The sequence below is a fragment of the Brumimicrobium sp. genome, from assembly GCA_023957385.1.
Taxonomy (GTDB): domain Bacteria; phylum Bacteroidota; class Bacteroidia; order Flavobacteriales_D; family Crocinitomicaceae; genus Brumimicrobium.
The window spans coordinates 130,923-150,950 of the sequence record JAMLGZ010000002.1 but is presented as its reverse complement, the minus strand read 5'-3'; the positions used below and the strand labels follow the sequence as shown (position 1 = coordinate 150,950).

At 34.3% G+C, this 20,028-nt stretch carries 15 protein-coding genes; 10 read left to right on the top strand and 5 right to left on the bottom strand.

From position 1 onward, the window contains the following. Positions 1-23 precede the first annotated feature (23 nt). Complete coding sequence (locus M9897_12000; GenBank protein ID MCO5269604.1) at positions 24-1,256, bottom strand: hypothetical protein; 1,233 nt, start codon at positions 1,254-1,256, stop codon at positions 24-26. Positions 1,257-1,372: 116 nt separating this feature from the next. On the opposite strand from M9897_12000, the gene M9897_11995 reads away from it, so the two are divergent. The 4 genes from M9897_11995 (at position 1,373) to M9897_11980 (ending at position 9,982) form a co-directional block, all read left to right on the top strand. Then, a complete protein-coding gene (locus M9897_11995) occupies positions 1,373-2,194 on the top strand; it encodes a 5'-nucleotidase, lipoprotein e(P4) family (protein ID MCO5269603.1) in 822 nt (273 codons plus the stop codon). Positions 2,195-2,386: 192 nt separating this feature from the next. Then, entirely contained in the window at positions 2,387-4,555 is a 2,169-nt protein-coding gene (locus M9897_11990; protein ID MCO5269602.1) for a M43 family zinc metalloprotease, read from the top strand. Positions 4,556-4,661: 106 nt separating this feature from the next. Beyond that, positions 4,662-6,797, top strand: coding sequence for a prolyl oligopeptidase family serine peptidase (locus tag M9897_11985; GenBank protein MCO5269601.1), 2,136 nt, complete (start codon positions 4,662-4,664; stop codon positions 6,795-6,797). 8 nt (positions 6,798-6,805) lie between these two features. Continuing rightward, on the top strand, positions 6,806-9,982 hold the full coding sequence (locus M9897_11980) for a UvrD-helicase domain-containing protein (protein MCO5269600.1): 3,177 nt from the start codon (positions 6,806-6,808) through the stop codon (positions 9,980-9,982). A 20-nt stretch (positions 9,983-10,002) separates the two neighbouring features. On the opposite strand, the gene M9897_11975 is transcribed toward M9897_11980, so the two are convergent. Both M9897_11975 and M9897_11970 read right to left on the bottom strand, forming a co-directional pair. Beyond that, complete coding sequence (locus M9897_11975) at positions 10,003-11,031, bottom strand: asparaginase (protein ID MCO5269599.1); 1,029 nt, start codon at positions 11,029-11,031, stop codon at positions 10,003-10,005. 5 nt (positions 11,032-11,036) lie between these two features. Then, positions 11,037-11,810, bottom strand: a complete 774-nt coding sequence (locus M9897_11970) for a TatD family hydrolase (protein MCO5269598.1) — start codon at positions 11,808-11,810, stop codon at positions 11,037-11,039. A gap of 123 nt (positions 11,811-11,933) precedes the next feature. Between M9897_11970 and M9897_11965 the strand changes: the two genes are divergently transcribed. Beyond that, the gene (locus tag M9897_11965) at positions 11,934-12,125 is read left to right on the top strand and encodes a hypothetical protein (protein ID MCO5269597.1); all 192 of its coding nucleotides are present in this window, start codon (positions 11,934-11,936) and stop codon (positions 12,123-12,125) included. A 2-nt stretch (positions 12,126-12,127) separates the two neighbouring features. On the opposite strand, the gene aat is transcribed toward M9897_11965, so the two are convergent. Further along, positions 12,128-12,760, bottom strand: coding sequence for a leucyl/phenylalanyl-tRNA--protein transferase (gene aat / locus M9897_11960; GenBank protein ID MCO5269596.1), 633 nt, complete (start codon positions 12,758-12,760; stop codon positions 12,128-12,130). Positions 12,761-12,876: 116 nt separating this feature from the next. Between aat and asnS the strand changes: the two genes are divergently transcribed. The 4 genes from asnS to M9897_11940 are packed head-to-tail and all read left to right on the top strand — an operon-like array spanning position 12,877 to position 17,297. Beyond that, on the top strand, positions 12,877-14,313 hold the full coding sequence (gene asnS, locus M9897_11955) for an asparagine--tRNA ligase (protein MCO5269595.1): 1,437 nt from the start codon (positions 12,877-12,879) through the stop codon (positions 14,311-14,313). A gap of 57 nt (positions 14,314-14,370) precedes the next feature. Further along, positions 14,371-15,831, top strand: a complete 1,461-nt coding sequence (gene rpoN / locus M9897_11950; GenBank protein MCO5269594.1) for an RNA polymerase factor sigma-54 — start codon at positions 14,371-14,373, stop codon at positions 15,829-15,831. Next, on the top strand, positions 15,832-16,497 hold the full coding sequence (locus tag M9897_11945; protein ID MCO5269593.1) for a hypothetical protein: 666 nt from the start codon (positions 15,832-15,834) through the stop codon (positions 16,495-16,497). After that, a complete protein-coding gene (locus M9897_11940) occupies positions 16,494-17,297 on the top strand; it encodes a M48 family metalloprotease (protein ID MCO5269592.1) in 804 nt (267 codons plus the stop codon). Before M9897_11945 ends, M9897_11940 begins: the two co-directional genes overlap by 4 nt. Positions 17,298-17,340: 43 nt before the next feature. On the opposite strand, the gene M9897_11935 is transcribed toward M9897_11940, so the two are convergent. Then, entirely contained in the window at positions 17,341-19,491 is a 2,151-nt protein-coding gene (locus M9897_11935; protein ID MCO5269591.1) for a DUF5060 domain-containing protein, read from the bottom strand. A gap of 102 nt (positions 19,492-19,593) precedes the next feature. Here M9897_11935 and M9897_11930 point away from each other — a divergent pair, with 102 nt between their 5' ends. After that, positions 19,594-20,022 carry an IPExxxVDY family protein gene (locus tag M9897_11930; GenBank protein MCO5269590.1) on the top strand — a complete coding sequence of 143 codons (429 nt, stop codon included), beginning with the start codon at positions 19,594-19,596 and terminating at the stop codon, positions 20,020-20,022. The last annotated feature ends 6 nt before the right edge of the window (positions 20,023-20,028 follow it).

The following is a 20,028-nucleotide window of genomic DNA, read 5'->3' as shown; positions in this document are numbered from 1 at the left end:
CTATAGAAATAAATAACGTATGGCTACTTATCGAGCTTTTTCAAGGAAATTATAGCTTGTGTCAAGTCACTAGGATCTACGTAATAAGGCGCCCCATTTATATAATGAATAAAACGTGAAGAATTATTTCCAACATAGAAAGAACTAGGATTTCTTTGAATTATATCCTTATTCACTTTGGCAGCATCTATGGAAGTTACCTTATCATTTAAAATTTCAAAAGCGCTTACGCTTTTGTCAATATCTCCAATCACAATCAATTTTTCACCCAAACTGATAAACGTAATATCACCACTGTATTTCTTAGCCGATTTTGCAGGATTTTCACATGTATTTATTTGTACAAGGTTTCCTTTATCATCTCTTCTAAATATCTTTAAACAACGGTCTTTAGCGTCATTCATCACATAATAAAAATATCCATTTACAAATATTCCTTTTCCATAGGCAGTGGCTATACGTTTCATCTCTTTTTCAATATAGGCGCTTCCGTTTAGAGACACAAAATGGATTTTAGAAGAAATGGCATCTGCTCCCGTAATTTTATAGGTATGCCCCACTAATGGCTCAGCTTTTGACGAAAATGAGAAAAATTCTACTGCACCTCCTGCAAATCGAGAGAATGAAATAGCATCTTCAAAAGCCCCCGAAAAGACAAAAGCATCCTCTTTTCCCTGAGAAATTAAGTCGGGATGTGAAACAGGTCCTTTGCAATGATATACACGGTTATTATGATGGGTAATGGAAACAAAAATATTCTCAATCGCTGTTTTATCTGGAGTCGTAAGCTGAAAATAAAAAACCAAAGATTTTGGCGTACTAATTACATCCTTTAACACAAGATCTACTATATTTCGGTATTTATAACTACTAATCACATTGAGTAAATCCACTTTAGTAGGAGTCACGCTTCCGCTGATATTCACCTGATTATAGCGAATAGCATTATTCACAGGTACAAAATCATCTACAAAATAAAAGTAATCTGCCATCCCTGATAAAATCAAATGAGTTCCCTTAGCTTTTGGATATACTGAACGGGTCCAGTCAATAACTCCAGTTTGATTTAAAAGACAGATATTAATTTCTTCTGTTTTACCTGATGGATCTGAAGCATAAAATAAACTTCCCCTTCCAGACCATTCCACGGTTTGCGTAAATGGGAATTTTCCATTCGGAAATTCAATAGTTTGAGAATATATTGTTGGTAAAGTTATGATTACAATGAATAAAAGGGTATGGATCGATTTTATCATGATACGTGTTTTGGTTTTAAAAATAACAAAAATATAACCAAATTTCACAAATGTGGAAATTCCCTCTTGTTCACTCTCACTAAAATTAGTAATTTAGCCCATCTAATTTTGAACATATGAAATACAAATTTGTATCTTTTATCCTAGCTTTTGCTATTCTTCTAAGCTGTTCAACTACAAAAAATACAGTTTCACAAGAAGAAGATGCACATATTTATAATACTCGAGAATATTCCATCCAATCAGTACTTTGGCAACAAAATGCTGGTGAATATAGAGCCTTATGCTATCAAGCATTTAATCTTGCCCAATTGCGTTTGGATCAATTTCTAGCAGATGAATCGCTCAAAGGGAAAAAACTTGCAATTATCACGGACATAGACGAAACAGTAATGGATAATAGCCCATACAATGCACGTTTAATTTTAGACAACAAAGAATATACAGCAGCAGACTGGACAGATTGGGTAAATCATAAAACGGCACTGGCTATTCCAGGAGCTACTGATTTTCTAAATTATGCGAAAAACAAAGGAGTTGAGGTGTTTTACATTTCAAACCGTATGGAACATGAGAAGGAAGCTACGTTGGAGAATATGAAACAGATTCAATTTCCATTTGCAGATAATGAGCATCTGTTATTTAAAACTACTGAGAGTTCTAAACAAGTACGTTTTGACAAGGTATTAGCAAACTATACTGTATTATTATTCATGGGAGATAATCTATCCGATTTCTCTTCTGAATTTATTGTAAATTCAACTCAAAAACGCAATCAGATTGTAGATGCGATTCATTTAAAATTCGGGTATAATTTTATTGTACTGCCAAACCCTATGTATGGCGATTGGGAAAGTAAAGGTATCTATCAGGGAAAATATAACTGGACAACCGAACAAAAGGATTCTATTTGGAAATCAAATTTAAAAGGATATTAGAATAACCCGTTGTGCATTTAGAATATTCTCTTTTTCTATAAAAATTAGAAGGAAGTTATTGAAATAAATAAAAATAATGTATATTTGACATCTTGATTTATTTATGAATTTAGCCAACGTTATACATGTTGAATACGTAATAGTAAAACAAAGGCACAACTAAAAAAGAAACAAATAATTAAATTTTATAACATGAAGTATCTGATTTATATTCTTTTAGCATTTCCTCTTTTTGTGGGAGCTCAGCAAGATAATTGGTGTGGAACAAGTGAATTAACCAACGATTTATGGGCAACTCATCCCGAACTAAAAGAGGCCTTCTATGAACAGATGGCTCAATTTAGGAACTCAAACGGAGTGTTTGACAAAGATGGTGAAGAGCCAGATACTATTATTTTTACCATTCCAGTAGTTTTTCATGTTCTTCATGAATATGGTGTAGAAAATATTTCAGATGCTCAAATCCATAGACAAATTGATATCTTAAATAGAGATTATGCAAAGTTAAATGCTGATACAGCAAGTGTTATCCCTGAATTTCAATCAATCATAGGGAAAGCATATATCCGATTTAAATTAGCTACACAAGATCCAGTTGGTAACCCTACTACTGGTATTGTAAGACATTTTACTCATGAATCTAATATCGGAGATGCATATTCCAAATTAGACCAGTGGCCAAGAAGTCGTTATTTAAATATTTGGACTGTTAAGAAGATTTATTCTGGTGCTGCTGGATATTCTCAATATCCAACTAACGTTGAAGGCGCTGCTGGATTTATGGATGGAGTAGTTGTTCTTCATAATTATGTTGCAGATAATGGTACTAGTAATCCGTATTCATCACGTGCAGTAACACATGAAGTAGGTCACTATTTAGGATTGCCACACGTTTGGGGTGATAACAATGATCCAATGCAAGCTTGCGGTGATGATGGAATTGAAGATACTCCAAGAACAAGAGGATATGATTTCTGTCCTTTGAATCAATCTTATCCTTCAGGATATCCTCCACATTCTGGAAAAACATACCCTGATAATGCTATGATTTGTAACGATACTGTTGTTGAGAATTTCCAGAATTACATGGACTACTCATATTGCAGCCACATGTTTACCCAACTTCAGGTGAAATATATGAGAACCTCATTAAAATCAAATACATCTGGTAGAATGACAATGGTAAGTGAAGCAAATTTAGCTAACTCTATTCCTGATGGAGTGGTTGCAGATCCTGTGGCTGACTTCTTCACCAATTCAAAAGAAATCGTTTCTTGTGTGGGATCTTCTGTGAAATTCAACAATTATTCATGGGGAATTACTACAAGCAGTCCAACATATACTTGGACTTTTGAAGATGCAGACGTTACAACTTCAAATGATGTTAACCCTACCGTTTCTTTTACTTCTCCAGGATGGAAAACTGTTACCTTAAAAGTGGAAGATCATGGGAAAAGTAATACCATTACAAAAGAAAGCTTTATTTGGATTGCTCCAAATTGGCCAGTATTCAATGGATTAGTAAATATTGATTTCAATACTCCTAGTCAACAATATGCTGGAATTGCATTGAATCCTCAAAACTATGACTATGCTTGGGAAGTACTTCCAAATGTAGGAACAAACGGATCAGGTGCTATCTTCTTGGATATGTCTAACCCTTATACAAATCCACTTCCATTATCTCCTGAGTCATTCTTCAAAGTGAGAAGAGGAGGTTCTAAGGTTTCATTTGTAACTCAACCTATGGATTTATCGTTAGTTAGCAATGGTACTCTTTCATTTGATTATGCTTGTGCAACTGATGCTACAAGCTTAACAGAAATGACTGAAGAACTTTGGGTATATTCTTCAATTGACTGTGGAAATTCTTGGCAATTGAGAAATAAGATATTACCTAAAAATTTGGTAAACAACGGAACAGGATGGGAATCTTTTAAACCAGATGCAAATTCTACATGGACCAATGCATCATTTAGCGTGGCAACTCTTAATAAAAGTCATGTAATGTTTAAATTTGAATATTTAGCTTCTGATCAATCTAATAACATTTCTATCGATAATATCAATGTAAGTGGTGTTCTTGCTACAGATGCGGAAGACTTAAATAGTCAAATCAGTGTTTACCCAAATCCAAGTAATGCCTCAACAGGTTGGAATATAAACTATGATGCAACTCAATGGGGTGGAGCAAATGTTCAACTATATGACATTGCTGGAAGAGTTATCAGTACTTCTGAACTACCAATGGGTCAGTCTATGATGAATTTAGCTGTAAATAATAAAGCCGCTAAAGGAGTTTATATCTTAAAGATTCGTCAAAACGACAAATTAATTCAAAAGAAATTAATTCTAGAATAAGGAAATTAAAATAAAACCTAAAAAGGGGATTCTGAGAATCCCCTTTTTTTATGATAACATTTTATAACATAAAATTTATATCTTTAGTATCTCTAAAATTCAAACTATGAAATCTAAATTCATTGCCTTTCCACTAGCGCTCCTTTTGATAAGTTGTACTGAAAAAACTCAAGAAAAATTAACCATGATATATCCCGACACAAAAAAAGTAGATACGGTTGATGTTTACTTCGGAATAGAAGTGAAAGATCCATACCGTTGGCTAGAAGATGATAGAAGTGAAGAAACTGCTGAATGGGTAAAAGCTCAAAACAAACTTACCTATGATTACTTAAGTAAGATACCTTATCAAAAGGATTTAGAAAAACGTTTAACTGAAATCTGGAACTACGAAAAAATAGGAGCTCCTTTCCATGAAGGGGATTATACTTACTTCTATAAAAACGATGGACTACAAAATCAATTTGTTTTATATAGATACAGAAAAGGAGAAAATCCTAATCAAGCAGAAGTCTTCCTTGATCCAAATAAATTTAAAGAAGATGGTACTATTTCATTAGATGCTACCAGCTTTTCCGAAGATGGGAGTAAACTAGCCTATAGCATCTCCGAAGGAGGTAGTGATTGGAGAAAGGTGCTCATAATGAATACGGCTACAAAAGAATTAATGGAAGATACTTTAATAGATATTAAATTCAGCGGACTCTCTTGGAAAGGAGAAGAAGGGTTTTATTATTCCAGTTATGATAAGCCAAAAGGTAGTGAACTGTCTGCTATGACTGACCAGCATAAACTTTACTATCACAAATTAGGCACTCATCAAAAAGAAGATAAAGTAATATACGGGGCTAATGCATCGGAAAAACATCGCTATATTTCAGGTAGTGTAACGGAAGATAATCACTATCTATTGGTGAGCGGGAGCATCTCAACTACTGGAAATATGCTTATGATTAAAGACTTAACCAAAGCACATAGTCCTTTCGTAACAATAATTGGAACACATGATTTCGACACTTATTTACTTGACAATATAGGCTCAAAATTATATCTATATACCAATAAGGATGCTCCCAATGGTAAAATTATTACCGTTGATGCTGCAAATCCTTCTCCAGAAAATTGGGTAGATTTTATTCCTGAAACTGAAAATGTACTTTCTCCTAGCATTGCAGGTGGAAATATTTTTGCAAGCTACATGATAGATGCCATTTCACATGTTCTGCAATACGATTACGAAGGAAAACTTATACGGGAAGTTGCACTTCCAGGTATTGGTACAGTAAGTGGTTTTGGATCTAAAAAAGAAGAGCAGGAACTGTATTATTCTTTCACAAATTATGTAGTTCCTGGTACTATCTATAAATACAATATTCAACAAGGTACATCCGAATTATTTATAGAATCTAAAATTAAATTTAATCCGAATGATTATGAAAGTCAACAAGTGTTTTATACTTCTAAAGACGGAACAAAAGTTCCTATGATTATTTCCTATAAGAAAGGTATTAAGTTAGAGGGAAAGAATCCAACCATGTTATACGGGTATGGCGGATTTAACATTAGCTTAACTCCAAGTTTTAGCGTATTGAGTGCCGTTTGGATGGAATTAGGAGGAGTATATGCTGTTCCCAATTTAAGAGGAGGTGGAGAATATGGTCAAGAATGGCACAATGCAGGTACCCAAATGCAAAAACAAAATGTTTTTGATGATTTCATCGCTGCTGCTGAATATTTAATAGAAAATAAATATACTTCTTCAGACTACCTATCTATTCGCGGTGGTTCAAACGGTGGTTTATTAGTGGGAGCAACCATGACGCAACGTCCAGATTTAATGAAAGTAGCTATTCCTGCTGTAGGTGTATTAGATATGCTAAGATACAACAAATTTACCGCAGGAGCTGGATGGGCTTATGATTATGGAACTGCAGAAGATAGTAAAGAAATGTTTGAATATTTAAAAGGATATTCACCTGTCCATAATGTTAAAGAAGGCGTAGCGTATCCTGCAACAATGATTATGACAGGAGACCATGACGACCGAGTGGTTCCTGCTCATAGCTTTAAATTTGCTGCAGAATTACAAGCAAAGCAGACAGGTGATAATCCTGTATTAATACGCATTGAAACTGATGCGGGACATGGAGCTGGAACACCAGTCAGTAAGATGATTCAACAATATGCCGATATTTATAGCTTTACGCTTTATAATATGGGATTTTCCAAATTGCCAAAATAGAGTAAAGAATGGCGGAAAAGGAAAAGAAACCTCTTTTAGTTTACAGTGCCTCAGCAGGCTCTGGTAAAACCTTTTCTTTAGTACAAAGCTATTTAAAACTAGTGCTGGGGAATCATCCAGTAAATGGTTTCAACCCTAATCAGTTTTCACATATCTTGGCTATGACCTTTACCAATAAGGCAGCCCTTGAAATGCGTGAACGTATCATACAAGCGTTAAATTGGTTAGCACATCCAAATTCACTCACAGATGGGGAAAAGAAGAAAGTAACTAGCATCATAAATGGGGTTATTAAATCTACTAAACTTTCTCCTCAAGAAATCGAAAAAAGAGCAGGTAATGTACTTTCAAATATATTACACAATTATGCCGATTTTAATGTGCTAACTATTGACAAATTTAGTTTACGTTTGATTCGTACATTTAGCAAAGACCTAGATTTACAAGATAATTTTAAGGTAAGCTTAGATGCCGATTCAATGCTCAATGAGGTTATCGATGAACTTATCTCTCGAATTGGTGTTACAGGCGAGGAAGAAATCACTAATCTGACTGTTACGTATGCAAAACGCAATTCTGACGATGGGAACAGGTGGGATTTTAAAGATAATTTAGCTGATTTTAGTAAAGTACTCACTAAAGAGCGTGACCAAAAATATATCAAAGAATTACTCCAACAGACATTCGATACTGATACCTATGAAAACATCCAAAATGAAATTAAACAGATAGAAATTGAACATCAAACTAGATGTAAGGAATTATTTGAATATTTTGTTTCACTTGGAACTTCTCCAGAAGAATATTACCAAGGTGGAAAAAGTGGTGGCATGTTCCATCTTTTATCCAAATTGGATGAGAGAAGTATTTCCAAAGTCAATGCTCCAAATAGCTATATTACCGCCTATCTGAATAATGATGAAAAGGTGTTAAAAAAACCTATGGATGCACAACTCTTAAGGCGAGTGCAAGATTTAATCACCTACGAAGAAGACAAAGCAAAAAAATATTTTACTCTACAAATAAGGCGGAAGGATTTCTATAATCTGGCTCTTCTGAAGTTTGTTGCGAATGAACTTGAGGAATATAAAGAAAAAGAAAATATCATCGGTATATACGAATTTGGTTTAAAGATTTCTACCTTATTAAGTGAAGAAAAGGCTCCCTATATCTATGAAAGATTAGGTAATAGATATAATCACTATTTACTAGACGAATTCCAAGACACAAGTCGTTTACAATGGTTAAACCTAATTCCTTTAGTTCATGAATCAATTTCACATAATCATGATAATTTAATTGTAGGGGATCCTAAACAAGCTATTTATCGGTTTAGAAATGGCTTAGTAGAACAATTCGTTGCTTTGCCAGAAATATATAATCCAGAAAAGAATCAGAATCTACAACAGATATCTCATTATTTTAAAATTCAAGGTAAAAAACTACCTCTCCAAGATAACTACCGTTCTAGTAAAGAAATTGTTCAATTCAATAATGACTTTTTTTTGGATTTTCTAGCGCGTTCACCTAAAAATCTAAGTGAATATTATGCAGATATCAAACAAAACCCAATGGGTAATGAAGGAGGGGCTGTACATTTTCATCTAGAACCCAAAAAAACATGTAAAGAAGATATTTTCTTATTAGATAAAGTAGATTCCTGTATAAAGGATGGATTCAGTCCAGGAGATATCTGTGTGCTTTGCCGAAATAATAAAGAAGGAAATCTATTTGCTCAGATATTAATCAATGCGGGATATGCCATTGTTTCTTCTGATAGTTTAATTGTTTCTTCAGATAAAAGCGTTCAATTATGTATAGATTATATCAATTTACGAAGAAACGAAGGAAATAAATCACTGCAAATTAAATTTGCTACTACATATCTGGTTTCACTCAATAAAGATCCTGTTGAATCACTTCTACCCTATTGGATAAATCAAAAGGTGGGAAATTTTAATTTCATACAATTTGCTATTGACTTCTTTGGGAACATCAACGGCTTATTTTTTCCGTATGAAAACATGTACGATCTAGGCAAAAAATTGATGAAGATACTCCATAAGGATGAACTATCTAATCCATACTTACATCATTTAATGGAGTTGTTTCAAGAATTTGATTTACACGAAGGTCCAGATATCCGTGTTTTTATGGAAAGATGGCATGAAAAGTTATATAAGAGTTCGCTCCAAATGCCAGAAAATGAAAATGCTATTCGAATTATGACGGTTCATAAATCAAAAGGGTTAGAATTTCCAATCGTTATAATGCCAAAAGTTGACTGGAATATCTCTACTTCTCGAAACACTCATTTTCTATTTGCAGATGATGGTAGCTTACTATATACTCGAATAAAGCAACAAGGAAAAGATTATATTCCCGATTATATGGTTAACGCATACAACGAAGAATATGAACGAGTATTCTTAGATGAGTTGAACACCTTATATGTAGCTTTTACTCGACCCATTCACCGTTTATATGTGTATTTGGAGGAATCTAATAAGGAAAAAGAGAAGGATTATTCATCTATTAGTCAAGTAATAACAGAAATTATTCAGAATTGGAACCATCCTGAGATTGCTACAGAAATAACTGACAACTCCTTCCAAATAGGAGAATTACACTCAAAAGTTAATACCAAAGCTGCCGAATCAGATATTCAGGAATTTCACGCTACGAACCTAACTGATTTCTTATGGTTTCCAAAATTAGCTTTGCAAGATGAAGAAGCCCTTGATACGGAGAATTTAAGTGAAGAACAACAAAAAGGAAATCAGATTCACTTGGCACTTTCAAGAATTACTCATTTATCTGATATAACATCTATTATTGAAGAACTCACCACTACGGGTAAAATCAATAAACAATGGAAAGATGAAATTGCTCAGACAGTAGAAGAAGTGCTCCAACTTCTATCTCAGCAAGCGTTTGTTTTTACGGCGAATCAGACCATAAACGAACAAGACATCATCATCAATGAAACAGAAATGAAACGTCCGGATAAAATATACATTTCCGATAGAAGTATTACAGTAGTTGATTTTAAATCAGGGACCCCTCGTCCAAGTTATAAAAAGCAGGTAAATAATTACTGTATAGCTCTTAACGAAATGAGCGGAAAGCCCACTGAAGGTTATTTATTATATACAAAACCATTACGATTAGAGAAAGTAATCTAAATTCTTTCCAAGGGATGAGATTATAGAGTCATCTCGCCTACTAATGCGTGTTGCATAAGTGTTTTAATTTGTTCTTTATCCGAATAATTACCCAAAAGGAACATGATTTTGGTGATTGCTGCTTCCGTAGTTAAATCGCTACCGCTAATTACACCTAATTCTTTTAATTTGACGCTATTTGCATATTTCCCTTGTGCTACTTTTCCAGAATAGCATTGTGTGATATTGATTACGATACCTCCTGCTTGAATATAGTTTTCAATCATCTTATGTAAATCAGAGCTATTGGGAATATTTCCAGCTCCGAAGGACTCAATAACAACTGCATCTACTAGATTAACATCAAATAGTTCCTGATAAACTTTCACAGAAAAACCTGGATATATCTTCATGAGTGCAACTTTTTCATCCATTTCATAACGGAAGCATGGTGTAGAAAGAGATGTACGAAGAAAAGCATCCGCATGATAATCAATATCAATCCCAGCCACAGCTAGTTCTCGATAATTAGGAGAAAGAAAAGCTTCAAAAGCATTGGCCGAAACTTTCGTAGTGCGATTACCACGATAAAGTGAATACTCAAAATAAACAGCTACTTCTTGAATTATACTCTCTCCTTTTTGATCCTTGCAAGCTGCTATTTCAATTGAAGTAATTAGATTTTCCTTTCCATCTGTACGTATAGTACCAACTGGAAGTTGTGAACCTGTAAGTATTACAGGTTTTTTAATACCTTGGAGCATAAAACTTAATGCACTTGCTGTATATGCCATGGTATCTGTTCCATGAAGAATTACAAAACCATCGAAAGAATTGTAGTTTTTCTCAATAATCATGGCCATTTCTTTCCAATTATTGGGATGCATATCGGAAGAGTCTAACGATTCGGATAAAGACTCCACACTCAACTGAGCATTAATACGCGATAATTCAGGAATCTGCTGATGTAAGTGTTCAAAATCAAAAGGAATTAATACGCCCGTTTTAGGGTCTTCAATCATTCCAATTGTTCCTCCTGTATAAATTAAAAGTACCTTTGATTTTTCCATAGGGATTACTTTATTTTGAATACTTCCAATGCATTCTGAGTGGTAATTCTTCCAATCTCATTTTCATCTATCCCAAAGATAGAAGAAAGTTTCTTAGCTACGAGCGGAATATATGAACTTTCGTTTCTTTTCCCACGAAAAGGAGCCGGGGTTAAGAATGGAGCATCTGTTTCCAATACCAAATGACATAAATCTATATCCTTTATAACTTCATCTAAATGACTATTTTTAAAGGTAACCACACCTCCTATTCCCAATTTAAAACCACCATAATCAATAATCTGATGCGCTTGCTCTATTGTACCTGTAAAGCAATGAAAGATCCCAAACAAAGAAGTATCATTTTCTTTATCCATAACTTCAAAAATCTCATCAAAGGAATCTCTACTATGTATCACAATAGGAAGTCCTTCTGCTTTTGCCCAGCGTATTTGTTCAGTAAATGATAGTATTTGCTCCTTTTTTAACGTCTTATCCCAATATAAGTCAATTCCGATCTCCCCAATGGCAACATGAAAATCTTTTTTATAGAGTGATCTAATCTCCGTTAACTGTTCCTCCCAGTCAGCGCGAACATCACAAGGGTGAATACCTATCATCGGATAACATGTATCGGGATAATCTTTTACCATTTTCTCTACAGCAGGCAAAGTAGTACCATCAATATTTGGAAGAAAAATCTTTTCAACACCCTCATTAATGGCTCGTTGCATAACCTCTTTTCGATCCTCGTCGAAATTTTCCAGATAAAGATGTGCATGTGTATCAATGTATGCCATAGCCAAAATTTGAAAAACAAAAGTACAATTTTTAAAAGGAATAAAATTTATACTATCTTTATAATAATCAAAACCTATTTTATGAAATGTGCGAAATCCTATCTAATAATAATAGTTATTGTTATGAGTTTAACTGCTTGTAAGAAAGATTGGACATGTCAATGTACCAGTGATGCTAATGAAATAGCTCATTATGAAATGAATAAAAAGAAGAAAGCACAAGCCGATAATGATTGCAAGAAACTAGAAACAGATATTTATAAGAACGCCACAGATAAATGGGAATGTGAAATACCAGGATACAAAAAGAAGTAGAGTTATTTCAAAAACGCTAAAAACTTTTCTCTAGGTATTTCTTCTGCCCCTAAACTTGCAAGATGAGGGGTATAGATTTGGCAATCTATAAGTTTAACGCCTTCTCTTTGCAATCTTTGCACAAAGGTGATAAACCCATACTTTGAGGCATTACTTACTCTGGCAAACATACTTTCTCCACAAAACACATGCTTTTCTTTTAAGTAAATACCATATAAGCCACCAACTAATTCAGCATCTTGCCACACTTCTACTGAATAAGCATAGCCCAATTCATGCAGATGGATATACGCCTCTTTCATTTCATTCGTAATCCACGTACCTTGCTGTCCTTTGCGTGTCATACGTGCGCAATTCAAAATTACTTCTACAAAATTTTGATTCACAGTCACTTTAAACTTCTGCTGATTCAATAATTGATGCATACTTTTGGAAATATGCAATTTTTCTGGAAAAAGTACCATACGTGGATTGGGAGTCCACCACAAATAGGGCTCTCCTTCATTAAACCAAGGAAACACACCTGCACGATAAGCTGCAAGTAAACACTGGGGGGATAAATCGCCTCCCACCGCAAGTAAACCATCTTTATCGGCAGTCTCAGCAGGAGGAAATGTATAGGAGTTTTCTTGCATGGTGTAAAAATACACAGGAAATACTAATACTAATCTGATCCCATACCAATATTTTCCACTAGCTTCTTCTTCATCTCCTGAAACTTACTATTTTTGTACACTGTAAATTTAGAAGAATGAAACACGTCGAAATCAAAACATTATTATCCTCTCCGAAAATAGGTGAGAAAATAATCGTAAGAGGTTGGGTTAGAGCATTTAGAAGCAACCGTTTTATCCAAATTAATGATGGATCTACTATCCATACGATTCAAGCTGTTATAGACTTTGAAAACTTCGATGAAACTATTCTACATAAGATTACCACTGCTGCTGCAATCGAAGTATGTGGAACTGTGATAGAATCTCAAGGAAAAGGACAAGCTGTTGAAATTAGTGTAGATACAGTTCAAATCATTGGAGAAGCACACCCAGATGATGTACAGAAGACTGTAATGCAGCCTAAAAAACATTCGTTAGAATTCTTGAGAGAACAAGCGCACCTACGTTTTAGAACAAACACTTTTGGTGCAGTCTTCAGAATTAGACATGGTTTAACTTTCGCTATACACAAATTCTTTAACGACAGAGGTTTCTTTAATATACATACTCCTATTTTAACTGCTTCAGATGCAGAGGGAGCAGGTGAAATGTTTCACGTGACCAATTTTGATTTAAATAACATTCCAAAAAAAGATGGAAAAGTAGATTTCAGTCAAGACTTCTTTGAACGTCCGGTAAACCTAACTGTATCTGGACAATTAGAAGCAGAATTAGCAGCATTGGCTTTAGGTAAGGTTTATACCTTCGGACCAACTTTCAGAGCTGAAAATTCGAATACTTCTCGTCACTTAGCCGAATTCTGGATGATAGAACCAGAAGTGGCATTTAATGATTTGGAAGATAATATGAATTTAACAGAATCTTTCTTAAAATATTTGTGTGCTTATGTTTTAGAAAACTACAAAGATGATGTAGCATTTCTAAATAATCGTGATGCAGAGGAACAAAAGAGTAAACCAGAAAATGAGCGTAATCCTTTGAGTTTAATTGAACGCTTGGAGTTCGTGGTAAAAAATGATTTTAAACGTATTACTTATACCGAAGCGGTTGAAATATTGCGCAATTCAAATCATTACAAAAAGAAGAAATTCAAATACGATGTGGATTGGGGAACAGACTTGCAATCAGAACACGAACGTTATCTGGTAGAAAAAGAATTCAAATGCCCTGTAATTATCACGAATTATCCTGCTTCTTTTAAGGCTTTCTACATGCGTCAAAATGAAGATGGAAAAACAGTAGCTGCAATGGATGTTTTATTCCCTGGTATTGGAGAGATAGTGGGAGGTTCTCAAAGAGAGGAAAGGTTAGATATTCTCCAAAAAAAGTGTGCAGATTTCAATATCTCTGAAAAAGAATTGTGGTGGTATTTGGATACACGTCGTTTTGGTACAGTACCTCATGCCGGCTTCGGTTTAGGATTTGAACGTATGGTGATGTTTGCAACAGGGATGACGAATATTCGAGATGTTATTCCTTTCCCAAGAACTCCGGGGAATGCGGAATTTTAATCGAAGACGTAGGATTTTAAATATTTATTCTTACTTTAAGGTTTGAAAATATAAATTATGGCATTAAAACAATCACTTTCTCAAAAAATGGAGCAGAAGCTCTCGCCACAACAGATTCAATTAATGAAGTTGTTGCAAGTGCCTACCGTTGAATTAGATCAACGTATAAAGCAAGAGTTAGAAGTAAACCCAGCTTTAGAAGAAGGGAGAGAAAATGAGGAAGAGGATTATCAGCAGGATACTACACAGGATGATTACGAAGAAAGAGATACGGATAACGAGAGAGATATCGACATAGATGATTATTTGAGTGATGACGAAACACCGTCTTATAAAACATCCATTTCGAATAAAAGTAAAGACGATGAAGAAAAATCTGTACCATTAGCTTCTGGGACAACTTTCCATGAATATTTAGTTGGTCAATTGAATCTATTGGATTTGACTCATGAAGAAAAAACAATAGCTGCATACCTCATTGGAAATATCGACGATGCAGGGTACTTAGAACGAGATATTGAATCTATCGTAGATGATTTAGCTTTCTCTCAAAATTTTAGTACTACAGAAGATAAGGTAGAGGAAGTATTAGAAAAAGTACAGACACTAGATCCTGCTGGAGTAGGTGCTAGAGACCTACAAGAATGTTTAATTCTTCAAATGGAAAGAAGGCAGAATGGAGATATTACACGTTACACAGCCTTAAAAGTGTTGGAAGAATTCTTTGAAGAATTTACAAAAAAACACTATCAAAAGATAATACAAAAATTAGAGATTTCGGAAGATGATTTAAAAGATGCCGTTAATGAGATCATTCGATTAAATCCAAAACCAGGTGGTTCACATAAAGAAGCCTCACGAGCCATTCAACAAATTGTTCCCGATTTCATGGTTATTGAGGAAGATGGAGAATTACAATTGACCTTAAATGGAAGAAATGCACCTGATTTAAAAATTAGTCAGGGCTATAAAACCATGCTAAAAACATATTCCGAAGGAGCCAAAATGAGTCGTGCCGACAAAGAAGCACTCACCTTTGTAAAATCTAAATTAGATGCAGCTAAATGGTTTATTGATGCTATCCAACAAAGACAGAATACTTTACTAGGAACTATGAGTACCATCATGGAGTATCAAAAAGATTTCTTCTTGACAGGAGATGAAACTACCATGAAACCTATGATTCTTAAAGATATTGCTGAAATAGTAGGCCTAGATATCTCTACTATTTCCCGTGTAGCTAATTCAAAATACGTACAAACACAATACGGAACTTTTCCGTTAAAATATTTTTTCTCTGAATCGCTTTCTACAGATTCAGGAGAAGAAGTATCTACACGGGAAGTAAAGCAAATTTTATCGGAAGCTGTGTCAGATGAAAATAAGAGAAGACCACTAACAGATGATAAATTAGCTAAACTTTTACAGGATAAAGGTTATAACATCGCTCGAAGAACCATTGCAAAATATAGAGAACAACTCAATATCCCCGTAGCAAGATTGAGAAAGGAATTATAAATGAGAAAATTTGCCACCTTGATTTCTTGGGTGTTCTTACCTTTATTTACACCCATTTATGCACTTTTAATCGCATTATTCTTACCTGTATATGCAAATTCTTATCGAAGTGCAGAATCGCTATTTTACATGCCTTTTATAGCTAAAATGCTATTTATCATTTTATTTTTTGCTTTTATTGTAATAGCACCAGGTATCTCATTTGCCATGCTGAAAATGAATAAAACAATCTCTTCGTTTAGCATGGAGAATCGAGAAGAACGAAATACTCCTATTTTAATTACCGGGCTATATTGTTTCATCTTATTTTTCTTCCTTCAATTTCAATCTAAACAAATATGGATACCAGCTATCTTAAATAGTATGGTGCTTGGAGGGGCTTTAGCAGCCTTAGTTGCTGCCGTGATTAATCGGAGAATGAAAATTAGTCTCCATGCTATTGGTATGGGTGCTTTTTTTGGATTCTTTTATATGTACAGTACACAATTAGAAGAAATTCCCTACCTTATTTTAATTATATCTATTCTTTTAGGAGGTATAGTGCTTTCCGCTCGTCTCGCCCTAAACTCCCATGATTTAAAAGAAATTGGATGGGGGTATTTACTTGGATTTGCTTCTCAAATTTTAACTATTTATTTTTACCCTTTAATTATTAATCGAATATGAAAAAGATACTATTTTTTACAATTTTCACTGGTAGCTTGCTATTTATATCTGGATGTGGTACATCTGATAATGGTCTTGCTAAAGGATTTAACTTATTTTCTATTCAAGATGATATCTCTTTAGGAAAAGAGGTAGCGGCTGAGATTGATGGGAATCCAAATGAATATCCATTATTGGATAGTGCTAGATACAGTGCTTCGTATGCTTATTTATATAAAATCAGAGATAAAATTCTGAATTCAGGTAAAGTGATCAATAAGAATGAATTCGCTTGGAGATTGCGTATAATTAACGACGATAATACTTTAAATGCCTTTTGTACTCCTGGAGGTTACATTTATGTATATACGGGGTTAATGAAATTCTTGGATTCAGAAGATCAATTGGCTGGGGTATTAGCGCACGAAATTGGTCATGCCGATTTACGACATTCCACTCAAATTATGACCAAATTATATGGTGTTCAGGTACTCTTGGAGGTTATCGCAGGAAATAGACAAATGATTAAAGAACTCACCACAGGATTGATTGGATTGAAGTTTTCTCGCACGCATGAAACTCAGGCAGACCAGGCTTCAGTAACTTACATGTGTCCAACCGATTATAATGCTAACGCAGCTGGGAAATTCTTCGAGAAAATCCAAGCAATGGGAGGTGCATCAATTCCTGAATGGTTGAGTACTCACCCAAGCCCTGAAAATAGAATAGAACATTTTAATAATCTAGCTATAGAATTAGGTTGTACTGGTAAAAATACGTACCAATCTGAGTATAAAGCAATGCTAAGAACATTACCATAAGGAGTTTACTTTAGTGTAAAGGGATGATTAATTTCCTTTACACTTATTTAATCAAATTCACTTTATACCACAAAAGAGGCGTACCATCTGTAGAAGGTATTAATGGTGGATGCTCTAATTTTAATTTTCCTCCTATTGTTGATCGAACCAATACATTCGAGTGTAAAGAACCTGTTTTATAGTTGTAAAAAATAATCTCATATTTCTTCATAGTCTTCAATCCCTCTATCTTAAGTTTCTTAGGCTTCCAAGGAATCGTTACCGGATGCGTAAAAGGAGTATCTCCAAAATCACAAGGAGTTCCTTTCAAGTCCTGATTAGATTTCCCTAAAGCCGTCGCTATATTATAGGTACGGTTATACACATATCCTCCTACTGTTTCTTTATTCTGAGAAATAATATACTGATGTTCTACTCTATCTTTAGGGCTTCGTTGGAAATCACCTTTCTCATGACCTAACACAGGACTCCCTCTCCATAAATCATAATACCACGGCTGATTAACATAATTTTGAATCGAAATAATACCTGCCCAAGATTTCCTCCCATTTCTTCCAGGAATTCCATCTTTTGGTGTATCCTCTACAAAACCATCCCATAAATAATGTCCAATCATACCTGTAAAGGGGGATCTCATCAGATTGATATAGTGTCCCTGATAATCCGAACAAAAGTACGTATCATCTCCATCATCCGATTCACCAAAAATCACTGGTTTTCCATAGGTATCTTTTAACCGTTTAATAGTACAAGGCATAGCGTTTTCATTTCCTCCACATTCATTGTTTGAGCCTGATTTTGAGAAAATCATTTTTTCTGGACTAGAAGTATAATATGAAATAGCAATAATATCTATATTGGGAATATACCACGTGCTATCTACAAAAGCTGGCGTTTCTTCTGTTAAATGAGAGTAAATATGCGAAGAACCTACTGGAAAACGCCCTATAGCACTCAATAGATGTTGGCGATAATGCAGCGTATCTTTGATATAATTAGCTATTTCTTTATGATAATAATATACTGCTTTTCTAGCTACATCTCCACGTTGAGATACTTCATCATAGGGGAATTCATTAAAATATGGGTTTTGGTCTATATGCCAAGGTTCGCTCATTAATTCAATCATAGATATACTAGTTGAATATCCCCAGCGAGCCATTATATAACGTGTTTTCTCTTTTAAATAACGCATACCTATTGGATCTAAAAACATATCAGAAGGGGTCTTACTATTCAGAATCTTAGAATATCCAGAGATATAATTGGGGTCATCTTCTGAGAGTTTCTCTCCATTGTACCAATAATCTGTATAATCGTATTTAAATTGATAGTAATCTCCCAACTTCATAAAAAGTGTATGATACATCAAATTCAATTGAATCAAAACATGCTTGGATTCACAAAAACTAAGTAACTGATCCATTTCCCAAGCAAAATTTTGTCTATCCTGATAAAATCCTACTTCTTCAAATTCTATATCTGTACAACTCGGATTGATAAACATTCTAAAAGTTTCCCCTCCTTGATTTACATAATCTGTAACTTGTTCCATATATTCTGTCCAAGCTGAAAGGTTTAATTTTGCATCAGGGTTCCAATCATACAATACATTATTCTGATTGTATGGCCCTGGTAAGTTAATTCCTGCAGGAAAGAAAGATTTTCCGTCACGCTCAAGGAGGTTTTTGCTGTTATTATACGTGACATATCCAGGCATCTCAGAATCAATTACAGTAAATGCTAAAGGAGCTAATTGAATCAAATTCTGATGACGAATCCGAACGGAAACAACTACATCCCATTCACCAATAGATGGGGGCGCATAACGTATTCTGAAAGGCAGGTCTGTATTTTTGGATTCCCACGTATCTTTTCGTGTATTCCGTTTAATATCTGCATACCAAAAACCAACAGCTGTAAACTTATAATTATCTGATTTATGTGAAAATTCAGCTCGAACATCCACATCCCAACTCACAAAAGGATTAAGTCCCCCTCTTTGAAATGGTTCGTCCGTGAGATATGTTGCAATCTCATGTAAGATTGAATCAGGCAAGGTTAAACCTAATTCTAATCTACCATTCTTGATAACAGCTTCTTTCTTTTGTCCAAGAATTTGTAGTTTTAAATCTGTCACCTCTTGAGCTAATATACCCAAAGAAAAAAAGAGAAATACTATTAACAATCTCATACTAATCAATTTTGGAATAAATATACTGTATTCTTTCCCTTATCCTAATATACATGTTTCATAATTTTTCTATCTTTGATTCCTTAGTAAAGATTACTTCAGATGGCGAAATATACATTAAACCTAGAGAATGATTTTAACTTTGATTTAATTGGGGTTTGTAGTCATAGCGCTGACTATAAAGTATGTTGGTCTATCAACGAACAAATGGGTTTTAGACTAACCAAAGCTGAAGAATCTTTTATTATTTCGGGAAAAGGAGGAACAATTGCTTCAGCTCATTCGTTATATGAGTGGTTTGACGCAGAAGAAAATGTGAATTATTACCTTATTCAAAACATAGATAGAGAAAGAAATAAGTATCTGATACCCGAGAAAGAGCAGATTGATTTTTTCCTAATTAGTAAAGAATCAGGTTGGGTAGATGTAGATAAAATTGTTAGTGATTTAAAACAAATTGCATGTATTTTAACAGCAGTCGTTATAGATGTTGAATCACTGAAATCTGCGCCAAAATTATTATTTGATTAAAAGAAT

Excerpts from the sequence above, each read along its gene's own strand:
- rpoN (MCO5269594.1), top strand. The coding sequence starts at position 14,371 with ATGGCATTAAAACAATCACTTTCTCAAAAAATGGAGCAGAAGCTCTCG.
- M9897_11945 (MCO5269593.1), top strand. The coding sequence starts at position 15,832 with ATGAGAAAATTTGCCACCTTGATTTCTTGGGTGTTCTTACCTTTATTT.
- M9897_11935 (MCO5269591.1), bottom strand. The coding sequence starts at position 19,491 with ATGAGATTGTTAATAGTATTTCTCTTTTTTTCTTTGGGTATATTAGCT.
- M9897_11980 (MCO5269600.1), top strand. The coding sequence starts at position 6,806 with ATGGCGGAAAAGGAAAAGAAACCTCTTTTAGTTTACAGTGCCTCAGCA.
- M9897_11940 (MCO5269592.1), top strand. The coding sequence starts at position 16,494 with ATGAAAAAGATACTATTTTTTACAATTTTCACTGGTAGCTTGCTATTT.
- M9897_12000 (MCO5269604.1), bottom strand. The coding sequence starts at position 1,256 with ATGATAAAATCGATCCATACCCTTTTATTCATTGTAATCATAACTTTA.
- asnS (MCO5269595.1), top strand. The coding sequence starts at position 12,877 with ATGAAACACGTCGAAATCAAAACATTATTATCCTCTCCGAAAATAGGT.
- M9897_11970 (MCO5269598.1), bottom strand. The coding sequence starts at position 11,810 with ATGGCATACATTGATACACATGCACATCTTTATCTGGAAAATTTCGAC.
- aat (MCO5269596.1), bottom strand. The coding sequence starts at position 12,760 with ATGCAAGAAAACTCCTATACATTTCCTCCTGCTGAGACTGCCGATAAA.
- M9897_11965 (MCO5269597.1), top strand. The coding sequence starts at position 11,934 with ATGAGTTTAACTGCTTGTAAGAAAGATTGGACATGTCAATGTACCAGT.
- M9897_11930 (MCO5269590.1), top strand. The coding sequence starts at position 19,594 with ATGGCGAAATATACATTAAACCTAGAGAATGATTTTAACTTTGATTTA.
- M9897_11990 (MCO5269602.1), top strand. The coding sequence starts at position 2,387 with ATGAAGTATCTGATTTATATTCTTTTAGCATTTCCTCTTTTTGTGGGA.
- M9897_11985 (MCO5269601.1), top strand. The coding sequence starts at position 4,662 with ATGAAATCTAAATTCATTGCCTTTCCACTAGCGCTCCTTTTGATAAGT.
- M9897_11975 (MCO5269599.1), bottom strand. The coding sequence starts at position 11,031 with ATGGAAAAATCAAAGGTACTTTTAATTTATACAGGAGGAACAATTGGA.
- M9897_11995 (MCO5269603.1), top strand. The coding sequence starts at position 1,373 with ATGAAATACAAATTTGTATCTTTTATCCTAGCTTTTGCTATTCTTCTA.